Annotated in this window: 14 protein-coding genes; 4 read left to right on the forward strand and 10 right to left on the reverse strand. The window is 71.5% G+C overall.

Annotated features, from left to right (window positions below; genetic code table 11):
- Positions 1-109: 109 nt before the first annotated feature.
- Positions 110-907, reverse strand: coding sequence for a C40 family peptidase (locus AC6JBM_RS05875; protein WP_497982583.1), 798 nt, complete (start codon positions 905-907; stop codon positions 110-112).
- Between the two features lie 293 nt (positions 908-1200).
- Here AC6JBM_RS05875 and AC6JBM_RS05880 point away from each other — a divergent pair, with 293 nt between their 5' ends.
- Together AC6JBM_RS05880 and AC6JBM_RS05885 are read left to right on the forward strand one after the other, a co-directional pair.
- Positions 1201-2529 (forward strand): ABC transporter substrate-binding protein, encoded by a 1329-nt coding sequence (locus AC6JBM_RS05880; RefSeq protein ID WP_497982584.1) that lies wholly within the window; start codon positions 1201-1203, stop codon positions 2527-2529.
- A 42-nt stretch (positions 2530-2571) separates the two neighbouring features.
- Positions 2572-3873: a diguanylate cyclase domain-containing protein gene (locus tag AC6JBM_RS05885; protein WP_497982585.1), complete on the forward strand. Its 1302-nt coding sequence runs from the start codon at positions 2572-2574 to the stop codon at positions 3871-3873.
- Positions 3874-3888: 15 nt separating this feature from the next.
- On the opposite strand, the gene AC6JBM_RS05890 is transcribed toward AC6JBM_RS05885, so the two are convergent.
- On the reverse strand, positions 3889-4716 hold the full coding sequence (locus AC6JBM_RS05890; RefSeq protein WP_497982586.1) for a transglutaminase-like domain-containing protein: 828 nt from the start codon (positions 4714-4716) through the stop codon (positions 3889-3891).
- Between the two features lie 9 nt (positions 4717-4725).
- A complete protein-coding gene (locus AC6JBM_RS05895) occupies positions 4726-5541 on the reverse strand; it encodes a serine hydrolase (RefSeq protein ID WP_497982587.1) in 816 nt (271 codons plus the stop codon).
- A gap of 24 nt (positions 5542-5565) precedes the next feature.
- Here AC6JBM_RS05895 and AC6JBM_RS05900 point away from each other — a divergent pair, with 24 nt between their 5' ends.
- Positions 5566-6063: a hypothetical protein gene (locus AC6JBM_RS05900; RefSeq protein WP_497982588.1), complete on the forward strand. Its 498-nt coding sequence runs from the start codon at positions 5566-5568 to the stop codon at positions 6061-6063.
- Here the strand turns inward: AC6JBM_RS05900 and AC6JBM_RS05905 are convergent.
- A complete protein-coding gene (locus AC6JBM_RS05905; RefSeq protein ID WP_497982589.1) occupies positions 6030-6644 on the reverse strand; it encodes a hypothetical protein in 615 nt (204 codons plus the stop codon). The two genes, AC6JBM_RS05900 and AC6JBM_RS05905, sit on opposite strands and share 34 nt — an antisense overlap.
- A gap of 129 nt (positions 6645-6773) precedes the next feature.
- Here AC6JBM_RS05905 and AC6JBM_RS05910 point away from each other — a divergent pair, with 129 nt between their 5' ends.
- Positions 6774-8426, forward strand: coding sequence for a hypothetical protein (locus tag AC6JBM_RS05910; RefSeq protein ID WP_497982590.1), 1653 nt, complete (start codon positions 6774-6776; stop codon positions 8424-8426).
- Positions 8427-8543: 117 nt separating this feature from the next.
- Here the strand turns inward: AC6JBM_RS05910 and AC6JBM_RS05915 are convergent, their stop codons facing one another.
- From AC6JBM_RS05915 to glgC, 6 genes are read right to left on the reverse strand one after another with little or no spacing between them, the layout of a single operon-like run.
- Positions 8544-8984 (reverse strand): SRPBCC family protein, encoded by a 441-nt coding sequence (locus AC6JBM_RS05915; protein ID WP_497982591.1) that lies wholly within the window; start codon positions 8982-8984, stop codon positions 8544-8546.
- Between the two features lie 13 nt (positions 8985-8997).
- Complete coding sequence (gene glgB, locus AC6JBM_RS05920; RefSeq protein ID WP_497982592.1) at positions 8998-11106, reverse strand: 1,4-alpha-glucan branching protein GlgB; 2109 nt, start codon at positions 11104-11106, stop codon at positions 8998-9000.
- A gap of 8 nt (positions 11107-11114) precedes the next feature.
- Positions 11115-12452 (reverse strand): maltokinase N-terminal cap-like domain-containing protein, encoded by a 1338-nt coding sequence (locus AC6JBM_RS05925; RefSeq protein ID WP_497982593.1) that lies wholly within the window; start codon positions 12450-12452, stop codon positions 11115-11117.
- Between the two features lie 23 nt (positions 12453-12475).
- The gene (gene treS / locus AC6JBM_RS05930; protein ID WP_497982594.1) at positions 12476-14176 is read right to left on the reverse strand and encodes a maltose alpha-D-glucosyltransferase; all 1701 of its coding nucleotides are present in this window, start codon (positions 14174-14176) and stop codon (positions 12476-12478) included.
- A gap of 49 nt (positions 14177-14225) precedes the next feature.
- The gene (locus AC6JBM_RS05935) at positions 14226-16337 is read right to left on the reverse strand and encodes an alpha-1,4-glucan--maltose-1-phosphate maltosyltransferase (RefSeq protein WP_497982595.1); all 2112 of its coding nucleotides are present in this window, start codon (positions 16335-16337) and stop codon (positions 14226-14228) included.
- A gap of 42 nt (positions 16338-16379) precedes the next feature.
- The gene (gene glgC, locus AC6JBM_RS05940) at positions 16380-17615 is read right to left on the reverse strand and encodes a glucose-1-phosphate adenylyltransferase (RefSeq protein ID WP_497982596.1); all 1236 of its coding nucleotides are present in this window, start codon (positions 17613-17615) and stop codon (positions 16380-16382) included.
- Positions 17616-17655 lie beyond the last annotated feature (40 nt).

Raw genomic sequence — 17655 nt, forward strand, 5'->3', positions numbered from 1 at the left:
GGTCATGTCTGGTTCTACCCCCGGTCGGCGGAAGCGGTTCAGCTCACGACCGGCCGATCGGCCCGGGTGGGCGCCCTCCTGAGGGGAAACGCCCACCGGGGCCGACGCTCTACAGGAAGCGGTACGCCGTGCCGCCGCGCACCGGGGCGACCCGGATGCCCGCCGACGGGTTGGCCGCCTCGACCATCTTGCCGTTGCCGATGTAGATGGCGACGTGCCCGGACGTGTGGATGACGTCGCCCGGCATCCACTGGCCGGACGGCACCTGACGGCCACGGGCCGCGATCTGCTCGCTCTGGTGCGGCAGCTTGATGCCGACCCGGGCGTAGGCGGCCATCACGAGACCGCTGCAGTCGTAGGCGTCCGGGCCCGCCTTGGCGTACACGTAGGGCTTGCCCACCTGGGCGAGCGCGAAGTTCACCACGGTGCCCGCGGCCCCCGATGGGGGCGCCACCGACGTCGTGGTCTGGTTCGACTTCGAGGTGGACTTGGACGTGGACTTCGCCGTGGACTTCGACGTGGACTTGGTCGTCTTCGACGGCTGCTTCTGCGCCGTCTTCGTCTTGGCCGGCGCCGGGGCGGGCGGCGGGGCCGGGGCGACCGCCGCGTCGCGCGCCGAGGCGGCGAGCGTGACGAAGTGGTCGCGGTGGGCACGGTCGACGCGCTCGTAGGCGGCGAGCAGGGCCTCCTGCTCGGCGAGCGTCGGGGCGGGGGAGCCGGTCAGGACCGTCTCGGCCGCCTTCGTCTGCGTCGATGCCGGATTCGGTGGTTGGGCTAGCGCCGCAGGAATTGGCAGGGCGGAGGGGCCGAGCCAGACGGCGGAAAGGGCAAGGGCTGCGGTGCCCGCTGCGATGCGGTGCAGCGGCTGATGTGCGTTCAGGTCGGCTCCAGGAACGGCCCGGTGCACTCTCGCGTGTCTCGGGTGGGAGCGCCCCGTGGGGGCGGCGCTGACCCGAAGTACCGGGCAAAGCGGACAATTTCGTTATGCCGCCCCATGCGGGGCCGTTGGCGACGCTAGGCCGGATGCCACACGGTGTGGACAGCTCGTGACATTCCTCACCACCTATCTCACCCACTGTTGGGCGGGTATCGGCCGATATGTCCGTACCGACCGGACAACCTTTTTCGGCTGTTCGGGCGTCTCGGTTGCACCTTCTCCGGCCGCCCGTTTAGCACCGTTTCGAGGCTTATGCTGCATTCATGGGTTCTGCCGTGGTACTGCGCGCCACCGCGATCACCGCGACCGTCGCGCTGCTCGCCGCGTGCGCCGGCACCGACGCCGGGAGTCCGTCCGCCGAAGCCGCCTGCGCGCCCTACGCCGACTACCGGGGCCACCAGGGCACCACCGTCACCATCAGCTCCTCGATCCGCGACGTCGAGGCCGACAAGCTCGTGCGCGCCTGGGAGACCTTCCAGTCCTGCACCGGCATCACCATCGACTACACCGGCCGCGCCGACTTCGAGGCCACCCTGCCGGTCGAGGTCGCCGCCGGGCGCGTCCCGGACCTCGCCCTCTTCCCGCAGCCGGGCCTGCTGGCCGCCATGGCGCACACCGGCCGGCTCAAGCCCGCCGGCAAGGCCGTCGCCGCCGACGTCGATCGCTACTACTCCGCCGACTGGAAGCGCTACGGCGTCGTCGACGGGGTCCTCTACGGCGCCCCGCTCGACGGCAACGTGAAGTCGTTCGTGTGGTACTCCCCGAAGTACTTCGCCGAGCACGGCTACACCGTCCCGCAAACCTGGGCCGACCTGATCGCCCTCAGCGACCGCATCGCCGCAACCGGCATCAAGCCCTGGTGCGCGGGTATCGAGTCCGGCGGCGCGACCGGCTGGCCCATCACCGACTGGCTCGAGGACACCCTCCTGCGCACCGCCGGCCCCGCCGTCTACGACCAGTGGGTCGAGCACCGCATCCCGTTCGACGACCCGCGGGTCGTCGAGGCGCTCGAGCGCGTCGGGACGATCCTGCGCAACCCCCGCTACGTCAACGGCGGCTACGGCGGCGTCGAGTCCATCGCCGGCACCGCCTTCCAGGAGGGCGGCCTGCCGATCCTGCAGCACCAGTGCGCCCTGCACCGCCAGGCGTCGTTCTATATGAACTGGTGGCCGGCGAACGCCACCATCGCCGAGGACGGCGACCTCTACGCCTTCTACCTGCCGCCGGTCGACCCCGCCGCCGGCCGGCCCGTGCTCGGCGCCGGCGTCTTCACCGCCGCGTTCGCCGACCGCGCCGAGGTCCAGGCGGTCGCCGCGTACCTCGCCACCCCCGCCTTCGCCGACAGCCGCGCCCGGACCGGCGGCGTCGTGAGCCCCAACACCGGCCTGGACAAGGACGTGCTCACCAACCCGATCGAGAAGCTTTCCGCCGGCCTGCTCACCGACCCCGGGGTCACCTTCCGCTTCGACGGCTCCGACCAGATGCCCGCCGCCGTCGGCGCCGGCACCTTCTGGGCCGGCATGACCGACTGGATCAAGGGCGCCGACACCGCTACCGTCCTGCACCGCATCGAGACCAGCTGGCCGGCTTGATCCGTGGCCCCGGATGCCGATGTGGTGACCGTGTTCGGACGCGTGCGGCGACGGCTGGCGGATCTGCGGATCGCCACCAAGATCGTCAGCGTGTCCCTGGTCGTGACGGCGATCTTCACCGCCTCCGGCGTCGTCGGCCTGGTCAACCTCCAGCGGCTCGTCGCCGAGCAGGACCGCGACTACCGCGTCAACATCGTCGCCGTCGACAAGATGACCGACGTGCGCTCCGCCGTCGGCGCCGAGCTCGAGGCCGTCCTCGCCTACATCCTGTCCGACCCCGGCTTCTACCGCGACACCTACGCCGAGGTCATCGTCGACTCCGACCGCGAGATCGACGCCCGCATCGCCGAGCTGCGCGCCCTCGACCTGCCGCGCAACGAGCTGTCGGGCCTCAAGGCGTTCACCGCCACCGTCACCATGTGGCGGACCGCGCGCCAGGCCGCCCTCGACGCCGCCGACGCCGGCGACCAGCGCAAGGCCGCCTCCGTCGTGCTCGTGCGCTCCGAGGCCATCGCCCGCGCCGTGAAGGACCGCGCCAACTCGTTCCTCGACCAGCTCGTCGAGGCCGTCGCCGACGGCGCCCGCCGGGCCAAGGCCAACGGCATCCGCAACACCCAGCTCACCGCCGCCCTGCTCGCCGCCGGGGCGCTCACCGCCATCCTGCTGGCCGTGCTCACCGCCCGCGCCATCTCCCGGCCGCTGCGCGAGGTCGTCGACGTCCTCGCCCGCGTCGCCCGCGGCGACCTGAGCCGCCGTGTCGAGCTCGACCGGGGCGACGAGGTCGGGCAGATGGGCCGCTCCCTCAACGAGACGCTGGGCGTGCTGCGGGCCGCCTTCGAGGAGGTCCACCACCGCGCCTCCCACGACGGCCTCACCGGCCTGGCCAACCGCGCCCTGCTGCGCGAGCGCATCGCCGCCGCCCGCCCCAACGCGACCGGGGGCCTGCCGGTCGCCATGCTGCTCATCGACCTCGACGGCTTCAAGCAGGTCAACGACGCCTACGGGCACAACGCCGGGGACTTCCTGCTCACCGTCGTCGCCGAGCGCCTGGTCGCGGGCGTGCGCGCCGAGGACACCGTGGCCCGCCTCGGCGGCGACGAGTTCGCGGTGCTGCTCGACGGCGTCGAGTCGGCCGAGGACGTGTACCTCGTCGCCGACCGGCTCTGCACCGACCTGCAGGAGCCGGCGACGTACCGCCCCGGCTGCGTCATCACCCCGCGCGCGAGCATCGGGGTGAGCCTGTGGGACGGCGAGGTCCCCATCGACGCGCTCATGCACGACGCCGACCAGGCGATGTACGCCGCGAAGACGGGCGGCAAGGGCCGGGTCGTGCGCTCCCTCTGACCGGCGGGGCAGGGCCTAGATCGAGACCCAGCCGTCGAAGCCGCTGGGGCTCATGCAGTGCACCCGGTTGGTCAGGTGCAGCGAGGGGTCGGTCTCGTACCGCTTCGCCAGCGTCCGCGCCGAGTCCGCGTCCCCGCGGTCGGCGGCCAGCAGCAGCTCGGCCAGCTCGTCCGCGGTCCGGTCGGTGATCGCCCCCCACTGGTCCCACAGCAGCGCCTCGTCGCCGTGGCGGTGCGCGACCTCGAGCAGCACCGAGTCGAGCAGGAACTGGTGGCCGTGGAACGGCAGCGCCGGATCCACCCCGTACCGGTCGGCGTCGATCAGCCCCCGCCGGTGCGCCGTCCACGCCTGCGCCGCGGTGATGAACTGCGGCAGATCGGCGGTGTTGAACGGGTGGTCGGCCGGGTCGAGCTGCGCGTCGGCGAGCACCCACCGGGTGCCGTTCCAGAACTCGGCGACGACGTGGTCGTAGTTCCAGTCGTCGGCGAAGTACGGCGAGAACCCGACCCGGCTGCGCGCGGGCACCCCGCGCCGGCGCAGCGCCGCGATGGTGAGCAGCGTGAAGTCGCGGCAGCAGCCGACGACCCGCTGCGCCTGCGGCCGCGGCTCGGCCAGCGGCCCGGGGAAGCGCTGCTGGTCGAGCGCGAGCATCCGCGAGGCCCAGCGCGAGTCGATCTCGGCGAGCCGGGCCCCGTCGAACGCGATCCCGGCCGCCCGGTAGTGCACGACCACGTTGCGCACCACCGCCATCAGCCCCGCCACGTCATCGGGCAGCTCGTCGAGGAGCTCGCCGAACCGGCCGGGGTCGCTGAAGCGAGACTGCTCGCGGTACCGCTGCAACATAGACCGAACCTAGCAACTTTCGAGCAGGATCCGCCCCAGCGCGGCGTGGGCCCGGACGGCCGGATGCGTCGGGCCGTAGTCCGCGGCGTCCCCCAGGGCGTCCGCGAACAGGGCGTAGACGGCCGCCGGTGCGCCGGCCGGGGTGAAGACGATCCCCGCCTCGTGCCGCGCGGCGCCCGTCGCGTCGCGGTCGGCGCCGTGTTTCGTGGCCACGCGGGCGCGGTCGGGGCCGCGCAGATCCCGCCGTACGCCGTCGTGGTAGCCGGCCGGGGCGCGCAGGACGCCGAGCATGAACGCGGTGCTCGCCGCGCTCAGGAGCGCCCCGGCGGCCAGGCGCGCGAGCAGGTCGTGGGTCTCGCGGGCGGTCGTGGCGCCGAGGAGGAAGCGGGCCGGGTCGGCGGCGGTGGGCTCCACGCGGGTGCGGGCCAGGCCGAGCGAGGCCAGGATCTCGTTGACCTCGGGGCCGGGGACGAGCCGCCCGCACAGCCGCACCGCGGTGTTGTCGGAGACGAGCAGCAGCGCGGTGAGCACGCCCGCGACCGTGAGCTCGTCGCCGTGGACGGGCTGCAGGTGGTACACCCCGGAACCGCCGAGGACGTCGGAGCGCCCGAGGCGGATGCGCCGGCCCAGGTCCAGCTCGCCGCGGTCGGTCTTGGCCAGCAGGGCGCTCGCCAGGGCCAGCTTCTGCACGCTGTACCCCCGGATCAGCCGCTCGTCGTCGTCCTCGACCACGACGCTCCCGCCGACGCTGACCCGGGCGTGCCATGCCCCGCCCGCGCGGTGCTTGTGCCGCGTGTAGGCCCGGCGGATGTTTTCGGGTGCCACCACGCGCAGTCTAGGGTTCCTGCCATGGACGCCGCCGCCGAGTTGCAGGAGCACCTGGACGGGCTCACGTTCGCCGACCGCGGCACCGACGAGGTCACCGAGCTGCTCATCGCCGCGACCGTCGCGTGGGCCGTGGGGCGGGGCTGGCGCGCCTACCGGCGGGCGACGAGCGTCGTGCCGCTGCCCCCGCCCTACGAGCAGCAGTTCTCGGTCGTCGACGTCGGCGTCGCGCGCCCGGGCGGCCCGCCGCTGGTGGTCGAGGTGGACCACGCCGACCGCCGGCGCACGCTGGACAAGCTCGCCGCCGAGGCCGCCGCGGGGCGGGAGGCGCTGTGGGTGCGCTGGGGCTCGGGCCGTCTCGCGCCGCCCCCGGACCCGATCCGGTTCGTGGCGTTCCCGGTGATCTCGCGCCGGGGCCCGGCGGGCGGCCGGGTGCACTCGCACACGCCGAGCCGCCCCGCGCCCGAGCACTCGGCCCCCGAGGGCTCCTACCGCGTCGTGGCCCTGGACCCCGAGCGCTGAGCCGCGAACAGCTGCTCGAAGATCGGCATCGGGTCCAGCTGCGCGTAGGACCGCACCCGGCTCGACAGGTTGTCCGTGATCACCAGGGCCGCGCAGTTGCGGTCCACCACCATCACCAGCGGCCGCTTCCGCGTGGCCGGCTCGAAGGTGATGACGAAGCTGAGCTGGGTGGGGAACGCGACGCGCAGGCACGCCTGGTCCGGCTGCGGCGCGGGCAGGCTGTTGAGCAGCCGCACGAAGCTCTCGACGTCCTGGGTGAGCACCTCGGTCGGGGCGACGGTCGGGGCGGGGGTCGTCATCGGGGTGTCGCACCGCGTGATGGTGTTCGCGCCGTACGGGATGAACTCGCCGCCCGCGTCGGCGGGGAGCACGCCGGTGCCGTACCGCGGAATCGTCGAGCAGTCGACCGCCTGAGCCCCCGGCCCGGAGACGACCGGCGACGGATACGCCGACGGCGGGGCCATCGACGGCGACGCCGAGGGGTTGATCGGCGGTGGCAGCCCGACCGCGGACCGCATCGCGGCGAGCCCGACGAGGAGCGCCGCCCCCACGACCACGGCGATTACTGTTCGTGTGCGCATAACACTACGCACTGTAGTCGCATTTCGGGTAAGACGGTCGCCGTCGCCGAAAGGTTGCGCCCCGGCGCGTACTGTCGGTGATCGGACCTGGCCGATGGATGACAGTACGCATCCCCCAGAATGGCCCGGGTGAGCCTGACGCCCACCGCGACCATTCCCCGGCGGCGCACCCTTGCGCCGGTCGCCGCCCCGCGCCCCCGCGGCCGGTTCGTCACGCCGGGCCTCCTGGTGGCCGGGGTCGCCGCGATGCTGCTGGGCTACCTGCGGATGGCGCGGGCGAACGGCGTGACCGCGGACGGCGCCGCGAACGCCCTGCAGGCCTGGGACCTGCTGCACGGCAACGTGGCCCTGTCGGGCTGGACGCTGAGCGACGTGTCGTTCTACCCGACGGAGCTGGTGCAGTACGCGCTGATCGAGCTCTGCTACGGCCTGAACCCGGACGTGGTGCACGTGGCGGCCGCGTCGACGTACGTGCTGCTGATCGTCTTCGCGTCGCTGGTCGCGCGCGGCTCGGCGACGGGCCGGGCGGCCTGGCTGCGGGTGGCCCTGGTGGTCGCGGTGATGCTGGTCCCGGAGCCGGGCGCGGGCTGGGCGATCGTGCTGTTCAACCCGAACCACACCGGCACGGGCGTGCCCCTGCTGGTCGCGGCCCTGCTGATCGACCGTCGGGCCGGGCTGCGCCGCTGGTGGCCCGTGGCCGTGACGCTGGTCCTGACCCTGGCCCAGATGGCCGACCCGCTGGCCTTGTACATCGGCGCGCTACCCCTGGCCGCGGTGAGCGCATATCGCCTTATTTTCGGATATTTCGCCCGACGCTCCCGCGCCGACCGGACGCCGGACGCGAATCTGCTGGTCGCCGCGGTGGCCTCGGCCGCCATCGCCCACGCGGCGGTCGAGCTGATCGGCCGCTCCGGCGGCTACCAGGTCCACGAGCCGATCGCCGAGTTCACCACCTGGGACGCGGTCCCGTCACACCTCGCGATGCTGGCGCGCACCACGGCCCTCGACTACGGCGCCTACTTCCCGTACCTCGACGACGCCGGCCCCGCGCTCACCGCCCTCTACGGCGCCGCGGGCGCGATCAAGCTCCTGCTGATGCTCGCGGCCCTGGCGGCGACCGTGGTGACGACCGGGCGTCTCCTGGGCCTCGGCCGGGACCGGGACGATCGCGTCGCACAGTGGCTGGCCGCCGCGATCATCGTCAACCTGGCCGCGTTCGTGGCCTCGACGCAGGCGGCCGACATGGCCAGCGCCCGCCAGGTGGTCGTGGTCCTGCCCTTCGGCGCGGTCCTCCTGGCCCGAGTCGTCCCGGCGTGGGTCCGGACGGTCCCGGCGAAGGCGTTTCCGGCGAGGGCGGTCCGGGGCGGCGCCGCGGTCCTCGCCGCCGTCCTCGTCGCCGCCTTCGCGGCCCAGGCCGCCGTGGCGAAGCCGCGCCCGCCCGAGGCGGCCGAGGTGGCCGCCTGGCTCGACGCCCACGGCCTCCGCTACGGCCTGGGCGCCTACTGGGCCTCCCACACGGTCACCGTGGCGACCGACGGCCGGGTGCGCGTCGCGCCCGTCGTCGACGAGGTGCCGCGCGCGTTCCACTGGGAGTCCCAGGCCGAGGCGTTCGACCCGCGCCGCCACGACGCCCGGTTCGTCATCGTGGACCGGGAGCTCGAGCGCTACGGGACGCTCAGCGGGGTCGTGCTCCAGCTCGGGGCGCCGGTGCGGGTGGTCGAGTTCACGCGGTGGACGGTGCTCGTCTACGACCACAACGTCCTGCCGTTCCTCCGTCCCTGAGCAACTCGAAACCTGGGGGCACAGCGGTGACTGGGGCTCGCCTGCCGTTCCTATGATCCAAGCCTACCCGGGCCGAAAAAATTGGATCTTGCTCCGGTTACGGAGAAGGAGATCCGGTCACGATCCGTGTGCGGCCGCCTCCGCGGCCTTGCGCAGGCCCTCCGCCTCCATGCGGATGTAGCGGCGGATCAGGCCGCCGTAGAACAGGGTCACGATCCTGGCCAGGGGGCCGGCGAAGGACAGGGTCAGCTCGGCCGTGCACGTCCCGTCGCCGTTGTCGATGGCCCAGTGCCCGCCGACGTTGCGCACGCCCGGAGCCGAGTCCGAGGACCACTCGAAGCCGTGGGCGTCGACCTTCGTGACGGTCCACGTCGACGGGCGGAGCTTCGGCTGGGTCACGACCACGGTCTCGCCGGCCGTCAGGTCCCCGGTGGCGGCACGGTCCACATGAGACACGGAGGCGGTCCAGGAGGGCCACTCCTGAACCGCCTTCATGATGTCGCCGGCCACCGTGGCCGGGGCCGCGATGGTGATGGTGTCGCGGAAGTCCACGCTCATGCCAGAGACGCTACTACCCCAGCTTCAGCCAGAGGGCACCCAGCGGTGGGACGCGAATCTCGGCCGAGGCGGGCAACCCGTTCGCGGGCTGGCCCGTGGCCTCGACCGAGCCCATGTTGCCGACGCCCGATCCGCCGTACACGTCGGCGTCGGTGTTGAGGATCTCCTGCCAGCGGCCGGTGAAGGGCAGGCCGATGCGGTACCCCTCGTGCGGGTGCGCCGCGAAGTTCACGACGACCGCGACGACCGAGCCGTCGCCGCCCCAGCGCAGGTAGGAGAAGACGTTGCCGCCGGAGTCCTCGTTGTTGATCCAGCGGAAGCCGTCGGGCGTGGTGTCCTGGGTCCACAGCGCCGGCGTGCGCTTGTAGACGTCGTTCAGGTCGCGCACGAGCTTCTGCAGGCCGCCGCGCATCGGGTCCTGGACCAGGCCCCAGTTCAGGCCGCGCTCCTCGGACCACTCCTGCTCGTCGCCGAGCTCGCAGCCCATGAACAGCAGCTGCTTGCCGGGGAAGGACCACATGTAGGCCAGCAGCGCCCGCGCGTTGGCGACCTTCTTCCACAGGTCGCCCGGCATCTTGCCGACGAGCGATCCCTTGCCGTGCACGACCTCGTCGTGACTGATCGGCAGGACGTAGTTCTCGCTCCAGGCGTAGACGGTCGCGAACGTCATCTGGTTGTGGTGGTACTGCCGGTAGATCGGGTCCTTGCCGACGTACGTGAGCGTGTCGTGCATCCAGCCCATGTTCCACTTGAAGCCGAAGCCGAGCCCGCCGGAGTCGGTGGGGCGCGTGACGCCGAGCCAGGCCGTCGACTCCTCGGCGATCATCATGATGCCGGGGTGGTGCTTGTAGACGGTCGCGTTGGCCTCCTGCAGGAAGGAGATCGCGTCGAGATTCTCGCGGCCGCCGTACTGGTTCGGCGCCCACTGCCCGTGCTCGCGGGAGTAGTCGAGGTAGAGCATCGAGGCGACCGCGTCGACCCGCAGCGCGTCGGCGTGGAACTCCTCGCACCAGTACAAGGCGTTCGCGACGAGGAAGTTGCGCACCTCCTTGCGGCCGAAGTCGAAGATGAGGGTGCCCCAGTCCGGGTGCTCGCCGCGGCGCCAGTCGCCGTGCTCGTACAGCGGCGTCCCGTCGAACCGGGCGAGCGCCCACGAGTCCTTGGGGAAGTGCGCCGGCACCCAGTCCAGGATCACGCCGATGTCGGCCTGGTGGAGCCGGTCGACGAGGTGGCGGAACTCGTCCGGCGAGCCGAAGCGCGCGGTCGGGGCGTAGTAGCCGGTGACCTGGTAGCCCCACGAGCCGCCGAACGGGTGCTCCATCACGGGCAGGAACTCCACGTGCGTGAAGCCCATCTCCTTGACGTACTCGGTGAGCTGGTCGGCCAGCTCCAGGTACGACAGGCCCGGCCGCCACGAGCCCAGGTGCACCTCGTAGATGCTCACCGGCTCCTCATGGGTGCGCCGCTCGGCGCGGGAGGCGACCCAGTCCGCGTCCTTCCAGTCGTACTGCGAGCTGTAGACGACGCTCGCGGTGGCCGGCGGCTCCTCGGTGTGCTGGGCGAGCGGGTCGGCCTTCTCCACCCAGTCGTTGTCCGGGGTCAGGAGCCGGAACTTGTACTTCTGCCCGGCGCGCGCGTCCGGGACGAAGAGCTCCCACACGCCGCTGCCGCCGAGCGAGCGCATCGGCAGCCCGTCGTGCGCGCCCCAGCCGGTGAAGTCGCCGACCACGCGCACGCCGCGCGCGTTCGGGGCCCACACCGAGAAGGCGACGCCATCGGGGCGCACCTGCGCGCCGAGGACGGTCCACAGCCGCTCGTGCCGCCCCTCCTGGATGAGGTGCAGGTCGAGCTCGCCGAGGGTCGGCAGGTGGCGGTACGGGTCGTCGCCGAGCGTGCCGTCGGCGTCGATGCGGTAGTCGTCGACGACGCCGGGGATCTCGACCTCGAACACGCCGTCGCCGTGCACCTGCGTCATCGGGTATCGCTCGCCGCCGGCGACCACGGCCACGTCCGCGGCTCCCCGCCGCAGCGCCCGGATCACCGTCGTGTCGGTGCCGGGGTGCGCGCCGAGGAGGCCGTGCGGGTCGTGGGACCGGCCGGCGATGAGGTCGTCGAGATTCATAGGGGTGCTCACCTTGTCGTCAGGTCGGAACCGTTCACCATGCGCTCGATCGACTGCAGGGGAATCCGCAGCCAGCCCGGCCGGTACCGTGCCTCGTACGCGCTCTCGTAAACCGCTTTGTCCAGCTCGTAGGCGCGCAGCAGGGCCCGGTCCTCCCGCGGGTCGTACCCCGCCGCGGCAGCATAACCGTCGCAGAATGCGTCACGGTTACGGTCGACCCACTGGCGGGCCCGGCGGACCAGATCCTCGTCGTCCTCCTGGCCGAGCAGCAGCTGGTAGGCGGCGTACTCGTAGGAGCGCAGCATGCCGGCGACGTCCCGCAGCGCCGAGTCGGGCCTGCGGCGCTCCCGCACCGGCACGCCGGGCTCGCCCTCGAAGTCGATGAGCAGCCAGGACTCGGGCGTGCGCAGGACCTGGCCGAGGTGCAGGTCGCCGTGGATGCGCTGGGTGCGCACGGGCTCGTCGCCGATCGAGCGGAACAGGGCGGCGATGTCACCGGCCAGCGCCTCGAGGTCGGGCACGACCCGCACGGCGTTGTCGAGCCGGGCCAGCATCGCCTCGACCGGCGGGGGAGCGGCCTGCGTGCCCAGCTCGGCGGCGAGGGTGCTGTGCACGTGCGCGACGGCCTCGCCCAGCCGGGTGGACTCGCCGGCGAAGTCGCCGCCCACTTCCTCGGGGTTCAGGTCGTGCTCGGCGTAGAGGTCGCGGGCGCTCGTGGTCGCCATCGCCCAGCCCTCGGCCGAGTTCTGGGCGTACTCCGTCACCATCGCCAGCGCCAGGTGCTCGCCGTCGGGGGTGTCGCTCTCGATGGCGCCCAGCAGCCGGGCCACGTTCGGGCAGCCGGCCCGCGCGAGCACCCGGTTGAGCTCGAGGTCCGGGTTGATGCCGGCGGTCACGCGCCGGAACGCCTTGAGAATCGCGGCGCTGTCGAAGACCACCGACGTGTTGCTCTGCTCGGCGCCGGAGATCCGCGCGGGCGCGTCGACCGGCAGCGCGACCCCGGGCTCGGGCACGAACCGCACCCCGTCGACGACCGCGCCGGTGTCGATGAGCGCGAGGATGCGCTGGGCCGAGTGCTCGTCGTAGAGGGCGTCGGAGGCGGTGCGGTCGCCGTCGGCGCCGATGAGGGCCGCCGCCGACAGCTCCGCGGCCACGTCGAGGTTCCAGCCGACGAAGATCTGGTACCGCTCCGACCCGCCGTCCTCGTAGTGCGCGTCGAGTAACACGTGGTCGAGCCCGTCCGGCAGGTGCGTGACGACGGCGGGCTCGGCCTTCGTGAGGGTGCGGGCGCGGCCCGCGTACCACCGCTGATGCGGCAGCCAGTCGGTGTACGGCAGAGTCGTCATGGCCATCCTCATCGCCTTCTCAGTCAGCTCTGCTCTACCGGCGCGGTCAGCTGGAACCAGTAGAAACCGTGTCCCGGCAGGGTCAGCAGATACGGCAGCTGGCCGATCGCCGGGAACTGGACGTGCCCCGTGAGCTCGATGGGCGTGTATCCGGCCCAATTCTGCAGGTTCAGCTCGATCGGCTGCGGGAAACGCGACAGGTTGTTCACGCACAGCACGACGTCGTCGCCGTGGACCCGCACGAACGCGAGGATCGAGGGGTTGGAGCCGCCCAGCTCGCGGAACTCACCGGCGGCGAAGGCCTCGTGGCGGCGGCGGACCTGCAGCATCGTGCGGGTCCAGTTGAGCACCGAGGTAGAGCTCTCCCGCTGGGCCTCGACGTTGACCGACTGGTAGCCGTACACGTGGTCCTGGATCGCCGGCAGGTAGAGCCGGCCCGGGTTGGCCTGCGAGAAGCCGGCGTTGCGGTCCGGGGTCCACTGCATCGGGGTGCGCACGCCGTCGCGGTCGCCGAGCCAGATGTTGTCGCCCATGCCGATCTCGTCGCCGTAGTACAGCACCGGGGAGCCGGGCAGGGAGAGCAGCAGGGCGGTGAACAGCTCGATCTGGTTGCGGTCGTTCTCCAGCAGCGGGGCGAGCCGGCGCCGGATGCCCACGTTGGCGCGCATCCGCGGGTCCTTGGCGTACTCCGCGTACATGTAGTCGCGCTCCTCGTCGGTGACCATCTCGAGGGTCAGCTCGTCGTGGTTGCGCAGGAAGATGCCCCACTGGCAGTTGCCGGGGATCTGCGGGGTGTGGGCCAGGATCTCCGAGATCGGGAAGCGCGACTCGCGGCGCACGGCCATGAAGATGCGCGGCATGAGCGGGAAGTGGAACGCCATGTGGCACTCGTCGCCGTCGCCGAAGTACTCCACGACGTCGGCCGGCCACTGGTTGGCCTCGGCGAGCAGGACCCGGCCGGGGAACTCGTCGTCGATGACCTTGCGGCAGCGGCGCAGGAACTCGTGGGTCTCGGGCAGGTTCTCGCAGTTGGTGCCCTCGGACTCGAAGAGGTACGGCACCGCGTCGAGCCGGAAGCCGTCGATGCCCAGGTCCAGCCAGAACCGCAGCACGTCGATCATCTCGCGCTGGACCTCGGGGTTGGCGTAGTTGAGGTCCGGCTGGTGGGAGAAGAACCGGTGCCAGAAGAACTGCCGCCGCACCGGGTCGAAGGTCCAGTTGGACTCCTCGGTGTCGACGAAGATGATCCGGGCGTCGGAGTAGGCCTTGTCGGTGTCGGACCACACGTAGTAGTCGCCGTACGGGCCGTCGGGGTCGCGCCGGGACTCCTGGAACCACTGGTGGGAGTCCGAGGTGTGGTTCATGACCAGGTCGGTGATGACCCGGATGCCGCGCTTGTGGGCCGCGTCGAGCAGGGCGACGAAGTCCTCGACGGTGCCGAACTCGGGCAGGACCTTGTAGAAGTCCCGGATGTCGTACCCGCCGTCGCGCAGCGGCGAGTCGTAGAACGGTGGCAGCCACAGGCAGTCGACGCCGAGCCACTGCAGATAGTCGAGCTGGCCGATGAGTCCCTTGAGGTCACCGGCACCGTCCGCGTTGGAGTCCGCGAACGCCCGCACCAGCACCTCGTAGAAGACCGCCCGCTGGAACCAGCCCTCCTCGGCGGGCAGCACCCGCGCCTGGCTGAAGTCGCTGGAGGACGGGTGCTCGACTGCGTCGCTCATGCTGTACCCACCTTGCCTAGCCGTCTAGCCTGCCCCGCTCACCGGTCGTTCACCGGTGCCGGTGCACCGTGAACACGTGTGCCGGCTCGTAGTAGGGATCGAGCCGGACGGCGTTGTGCTGTCCCCAGTCGAAGGTCGCGCCGGTGATCTCGTCGCGGACCGTGAACCGCTCGTGCCAGTCGAAACCGAGCGCGGGCATGTCCAGTGTCGTGTTACCCCACTGCACGTTGTGTGAATCCAGCGACACGACGACGAGGACGGTGTCGTCGGTCTCGGGGTCGCGCTTGGACCAGCACAGCACCTGCTCGTTGTCGATGCCGTGGAACACCGTGTTGCGCAGCCGCTGCAGCGCCTTGTGCTCGCGGCGCACGGTGTTGAGCCGGCGCAGGTACGGCGCGAGGGACTCGCCGTTGCGTTCGGCGGCCTCCCAGTCGCGCGGGCGCAGCTGGAACTTCTCGTTGTCCAGGTACTCCTCGGCGCCTGGGCGCGGCAGGTGCTCGAAGAGCTCGAAGCCCGCGTACATGCCCCACGACGGGCTCAGCAGCGCGGCGAGCACGGCCCGGATCTTGAACATCGGCGGCCCGCCCCGCTGCAGGTGCATGGGCAGGATGTCAGGGGTGTTCGGCCAGAAGTTCGGGCGCATGTAGTCCGCGGCCGCGATGAGCTCGTTGACGTACTCGCGGATCTCCCAGCCCTCGACGCGCCAGGTGAAGTACGTGTACGACTGCGTGAAGCCGATCTTGCCCAGCCCGTGCATCATCGCCGGGCGGGTGAACGCCTCCGCGAGGAACAGCACGTCCGGGTCGACCGCCTTGACCTCGCCGATGATCCAGTGCCAGAAGCCCACCGGCTTCGTGTGCGGGTTGTCGACCCGGAAGATCTTCACGCCCTGCTCGACCCAGTGCAGGACCACGCGCAGGATCTCGGCGCGGATGCCCTCGGGGTCGTTGTCGAAGTTGAGCGGGTAGATGTCCTGGTACTTCTTCGGCGGGTTCTCGGCGTAGGCGATCGAGCCGTCGGCGCGGGTGGTGAACCACTCCGGGTGCTCGGTGACCCACGGATGGTCCGGCGCGCACTGCAGCGCCAGGTCCATGGCGATCTCCACGCCGGCCCCGTGCGCCGCGCCGATGAACGCCTTGAAGTCGGCCAGCGTGCCGAGGTCCGGGTGGAGGGCGTCGTGCCCGCCCTCGGCCGCGCCGATGGCCCACGGGGAGCCGACGTCCTCGGGCCCGGCGACCAGGGTGTTGTTCGGGCCCTTGCGGTTGATGCGGCCGATCGGGTGGATCGGGGGGAGGTACACGACGTCGAACCCCATGTCCGCCACCTGCGCCAGGCGCGGCGTGGCGGATGCGAACGTGCCGTGCCTGACCGGCTTGCCGCGCTCGTCCACGACGGCGCCCTCGGAGCGCGGGAAGAACTCGTACCAGGCCGAGAACAGCGCCCGCTCCCGGTCGCACCACAGCGGCAGCGCGTCGCCGCGGGTCACCTGCTGGCGCAGCGGGTGCCGCCACAGCACGTCGGTGAGGCCCAGCGCCGGCGACACCCGCGCGAACAGCGGGATGCCGGTGTCGTCGAGGGCGCCGGCCGCGCCGAGGACCCGCCCGCGTTCCTCGCCCGGCATGTCGCCGGCCGCCTCGCGCAGCAGGGTCGCGCCCTCGGCCAGGTCGTTGGCGAGGTCCTCGAGGCCCTGGCCGGCGGCGATCTTCTTGGACACGGCGCTGTGCCAGGTGAGGTACGGGTCGCTGAACGCCTCGACGGCGAAGCGCCATGCGCCGACCGCGTCGGGCCGGATCTCGCCGAGCCAGGAGTCGGTGCCGGCCGGGCCGGGGCGCAGCCGGTTGAACGGCCGCTCCGTGCCGTCGGGCGCGATGAGCACGACGTTGCACCCCATCATGGCGTGGCCCTCGCGGTACGACACCGCGGAGACCGGCACCGCCTCGCCGACGACGGCCTTGGCCGCGAAGCGACCGCCCTCGATCTGCGGGGTGACCTGTTCGATGGGGAACCGCTGGCCGGCCCCGACCGCCGGGGCGTGGAAGGACGCCGCCGGCGACTCGGCTGTCTCCTGGGGCTCGACCGGTTCCTCGGACAGCGCGATCTCCGTTTCGGTCGCTTTTGTGGTCGCGATCTCCGTCTTGAGCGCCTCAGGGGAATTGCCCATGATCCTCACCGTATCGAATTGTCGCGGTGCCTGCAGGGGAAGCTACGGCTCGACGCGCTGACCTTTGCCCACCACGACGATGCCGCCCTCGGAAACGGTGAACCGCTCCCGGTCACGCTCGAGGTCGACGCCGATCTCGGCGCCCTCGGGCACGACGACGTTCTTGTCCAGGATGGCGTTGCGCACCACGGCGTGCCGCCCGATGTCGACGCCCTCCATGAGCACCGAGCCCTCGACGTGGGCCCAGGAGTGCACCTTCACGTTGGGAGAGACCACCGAGTTCTCCACCAGCGAGCCGGAGATGACCGCGCCGGGGGAGATCATCGAGCCGATCGCGCGGCCGACGCGCTCGCCCCAGCCGTGCACGAACTTGGCCGGCGGCCACGGGCTGTTCCCGGTGAAGATCGGCCAGTCGAAGTTGTACAGGTTGAAGACCGGCTGCACCGAGATGAGGTCCATGTTGGCCTCGTAGTACGAGTCCAGCGTCCCGACGTCGCGCCAGTAGCCGCGGTCGCGCTCGGAGCTGCCCGGGACCACGTTCGTGCTGAAGTCGTAGACGGCGGCGTCGTTCTTCTCCACGAAGTACGGAATGATGTTGCCGCCCATGTCGTGCTTGCTGGACGCGTCCTGCGCGTCCCGGGTCACCGCGTCGATGAGCGCGTCGGTGGTGAACACGTAGTTGCCCATCGACGCGAAGATCTCGCCGGGGCTGTCCGGCAGGCCCCGGGCGTCCTTGGGCTTCTCCCGGAAGGCGCTGATCTGCCGCCCGCTCTCGCCGACCTCGATGACCCCGAACTGGTCGGCGGTCGACAGCGGCTGGCGGATGCCGGCCACCGTGGCGGCCGCCCCGGATTCGATGTGCTGGCGCACCATCTGCTCGGGGTCCATCCGGTAGATGTGGTCCGCGCCGAAGACGATGACGTAGTCGGGCCGCTCGTCGTTGATGAGGTTCAGGCTCTGGTAGATGGCGTCGGCGGAGCCGGCGAACCAGCGCGGGCCCAGGCGCTGCTGCGCGGGCACCGGCGTCACGTAGTTGCCCAGCAGCGTCGACATCCGCCAGGTCTTCGTGACGTGCCGGTCCAGCGAGTGCGACTTGTACTGGGTCAGCACGACCATCTTGAGATAGCCGCCGTTGGCCAGGTTGGACAGCACGAAGTCGATCAGGCGGTAGATGCCGCCGAACGGCACCGCGGGCTTGGCCCGGTCAGTGGTCAAGGGCATGAGCCGCTTGCCCTCGCCTCCGGCGAGGACGATCGCGAGGACGTTCTTGGCAGCCATGGGCCAGACGCTAAACGTGTCCGGCGTGTTGCGCCAGACG

The sequence above is a fragment of the Dactylosporangium thailandense genome (assembly GCF_059739745.1).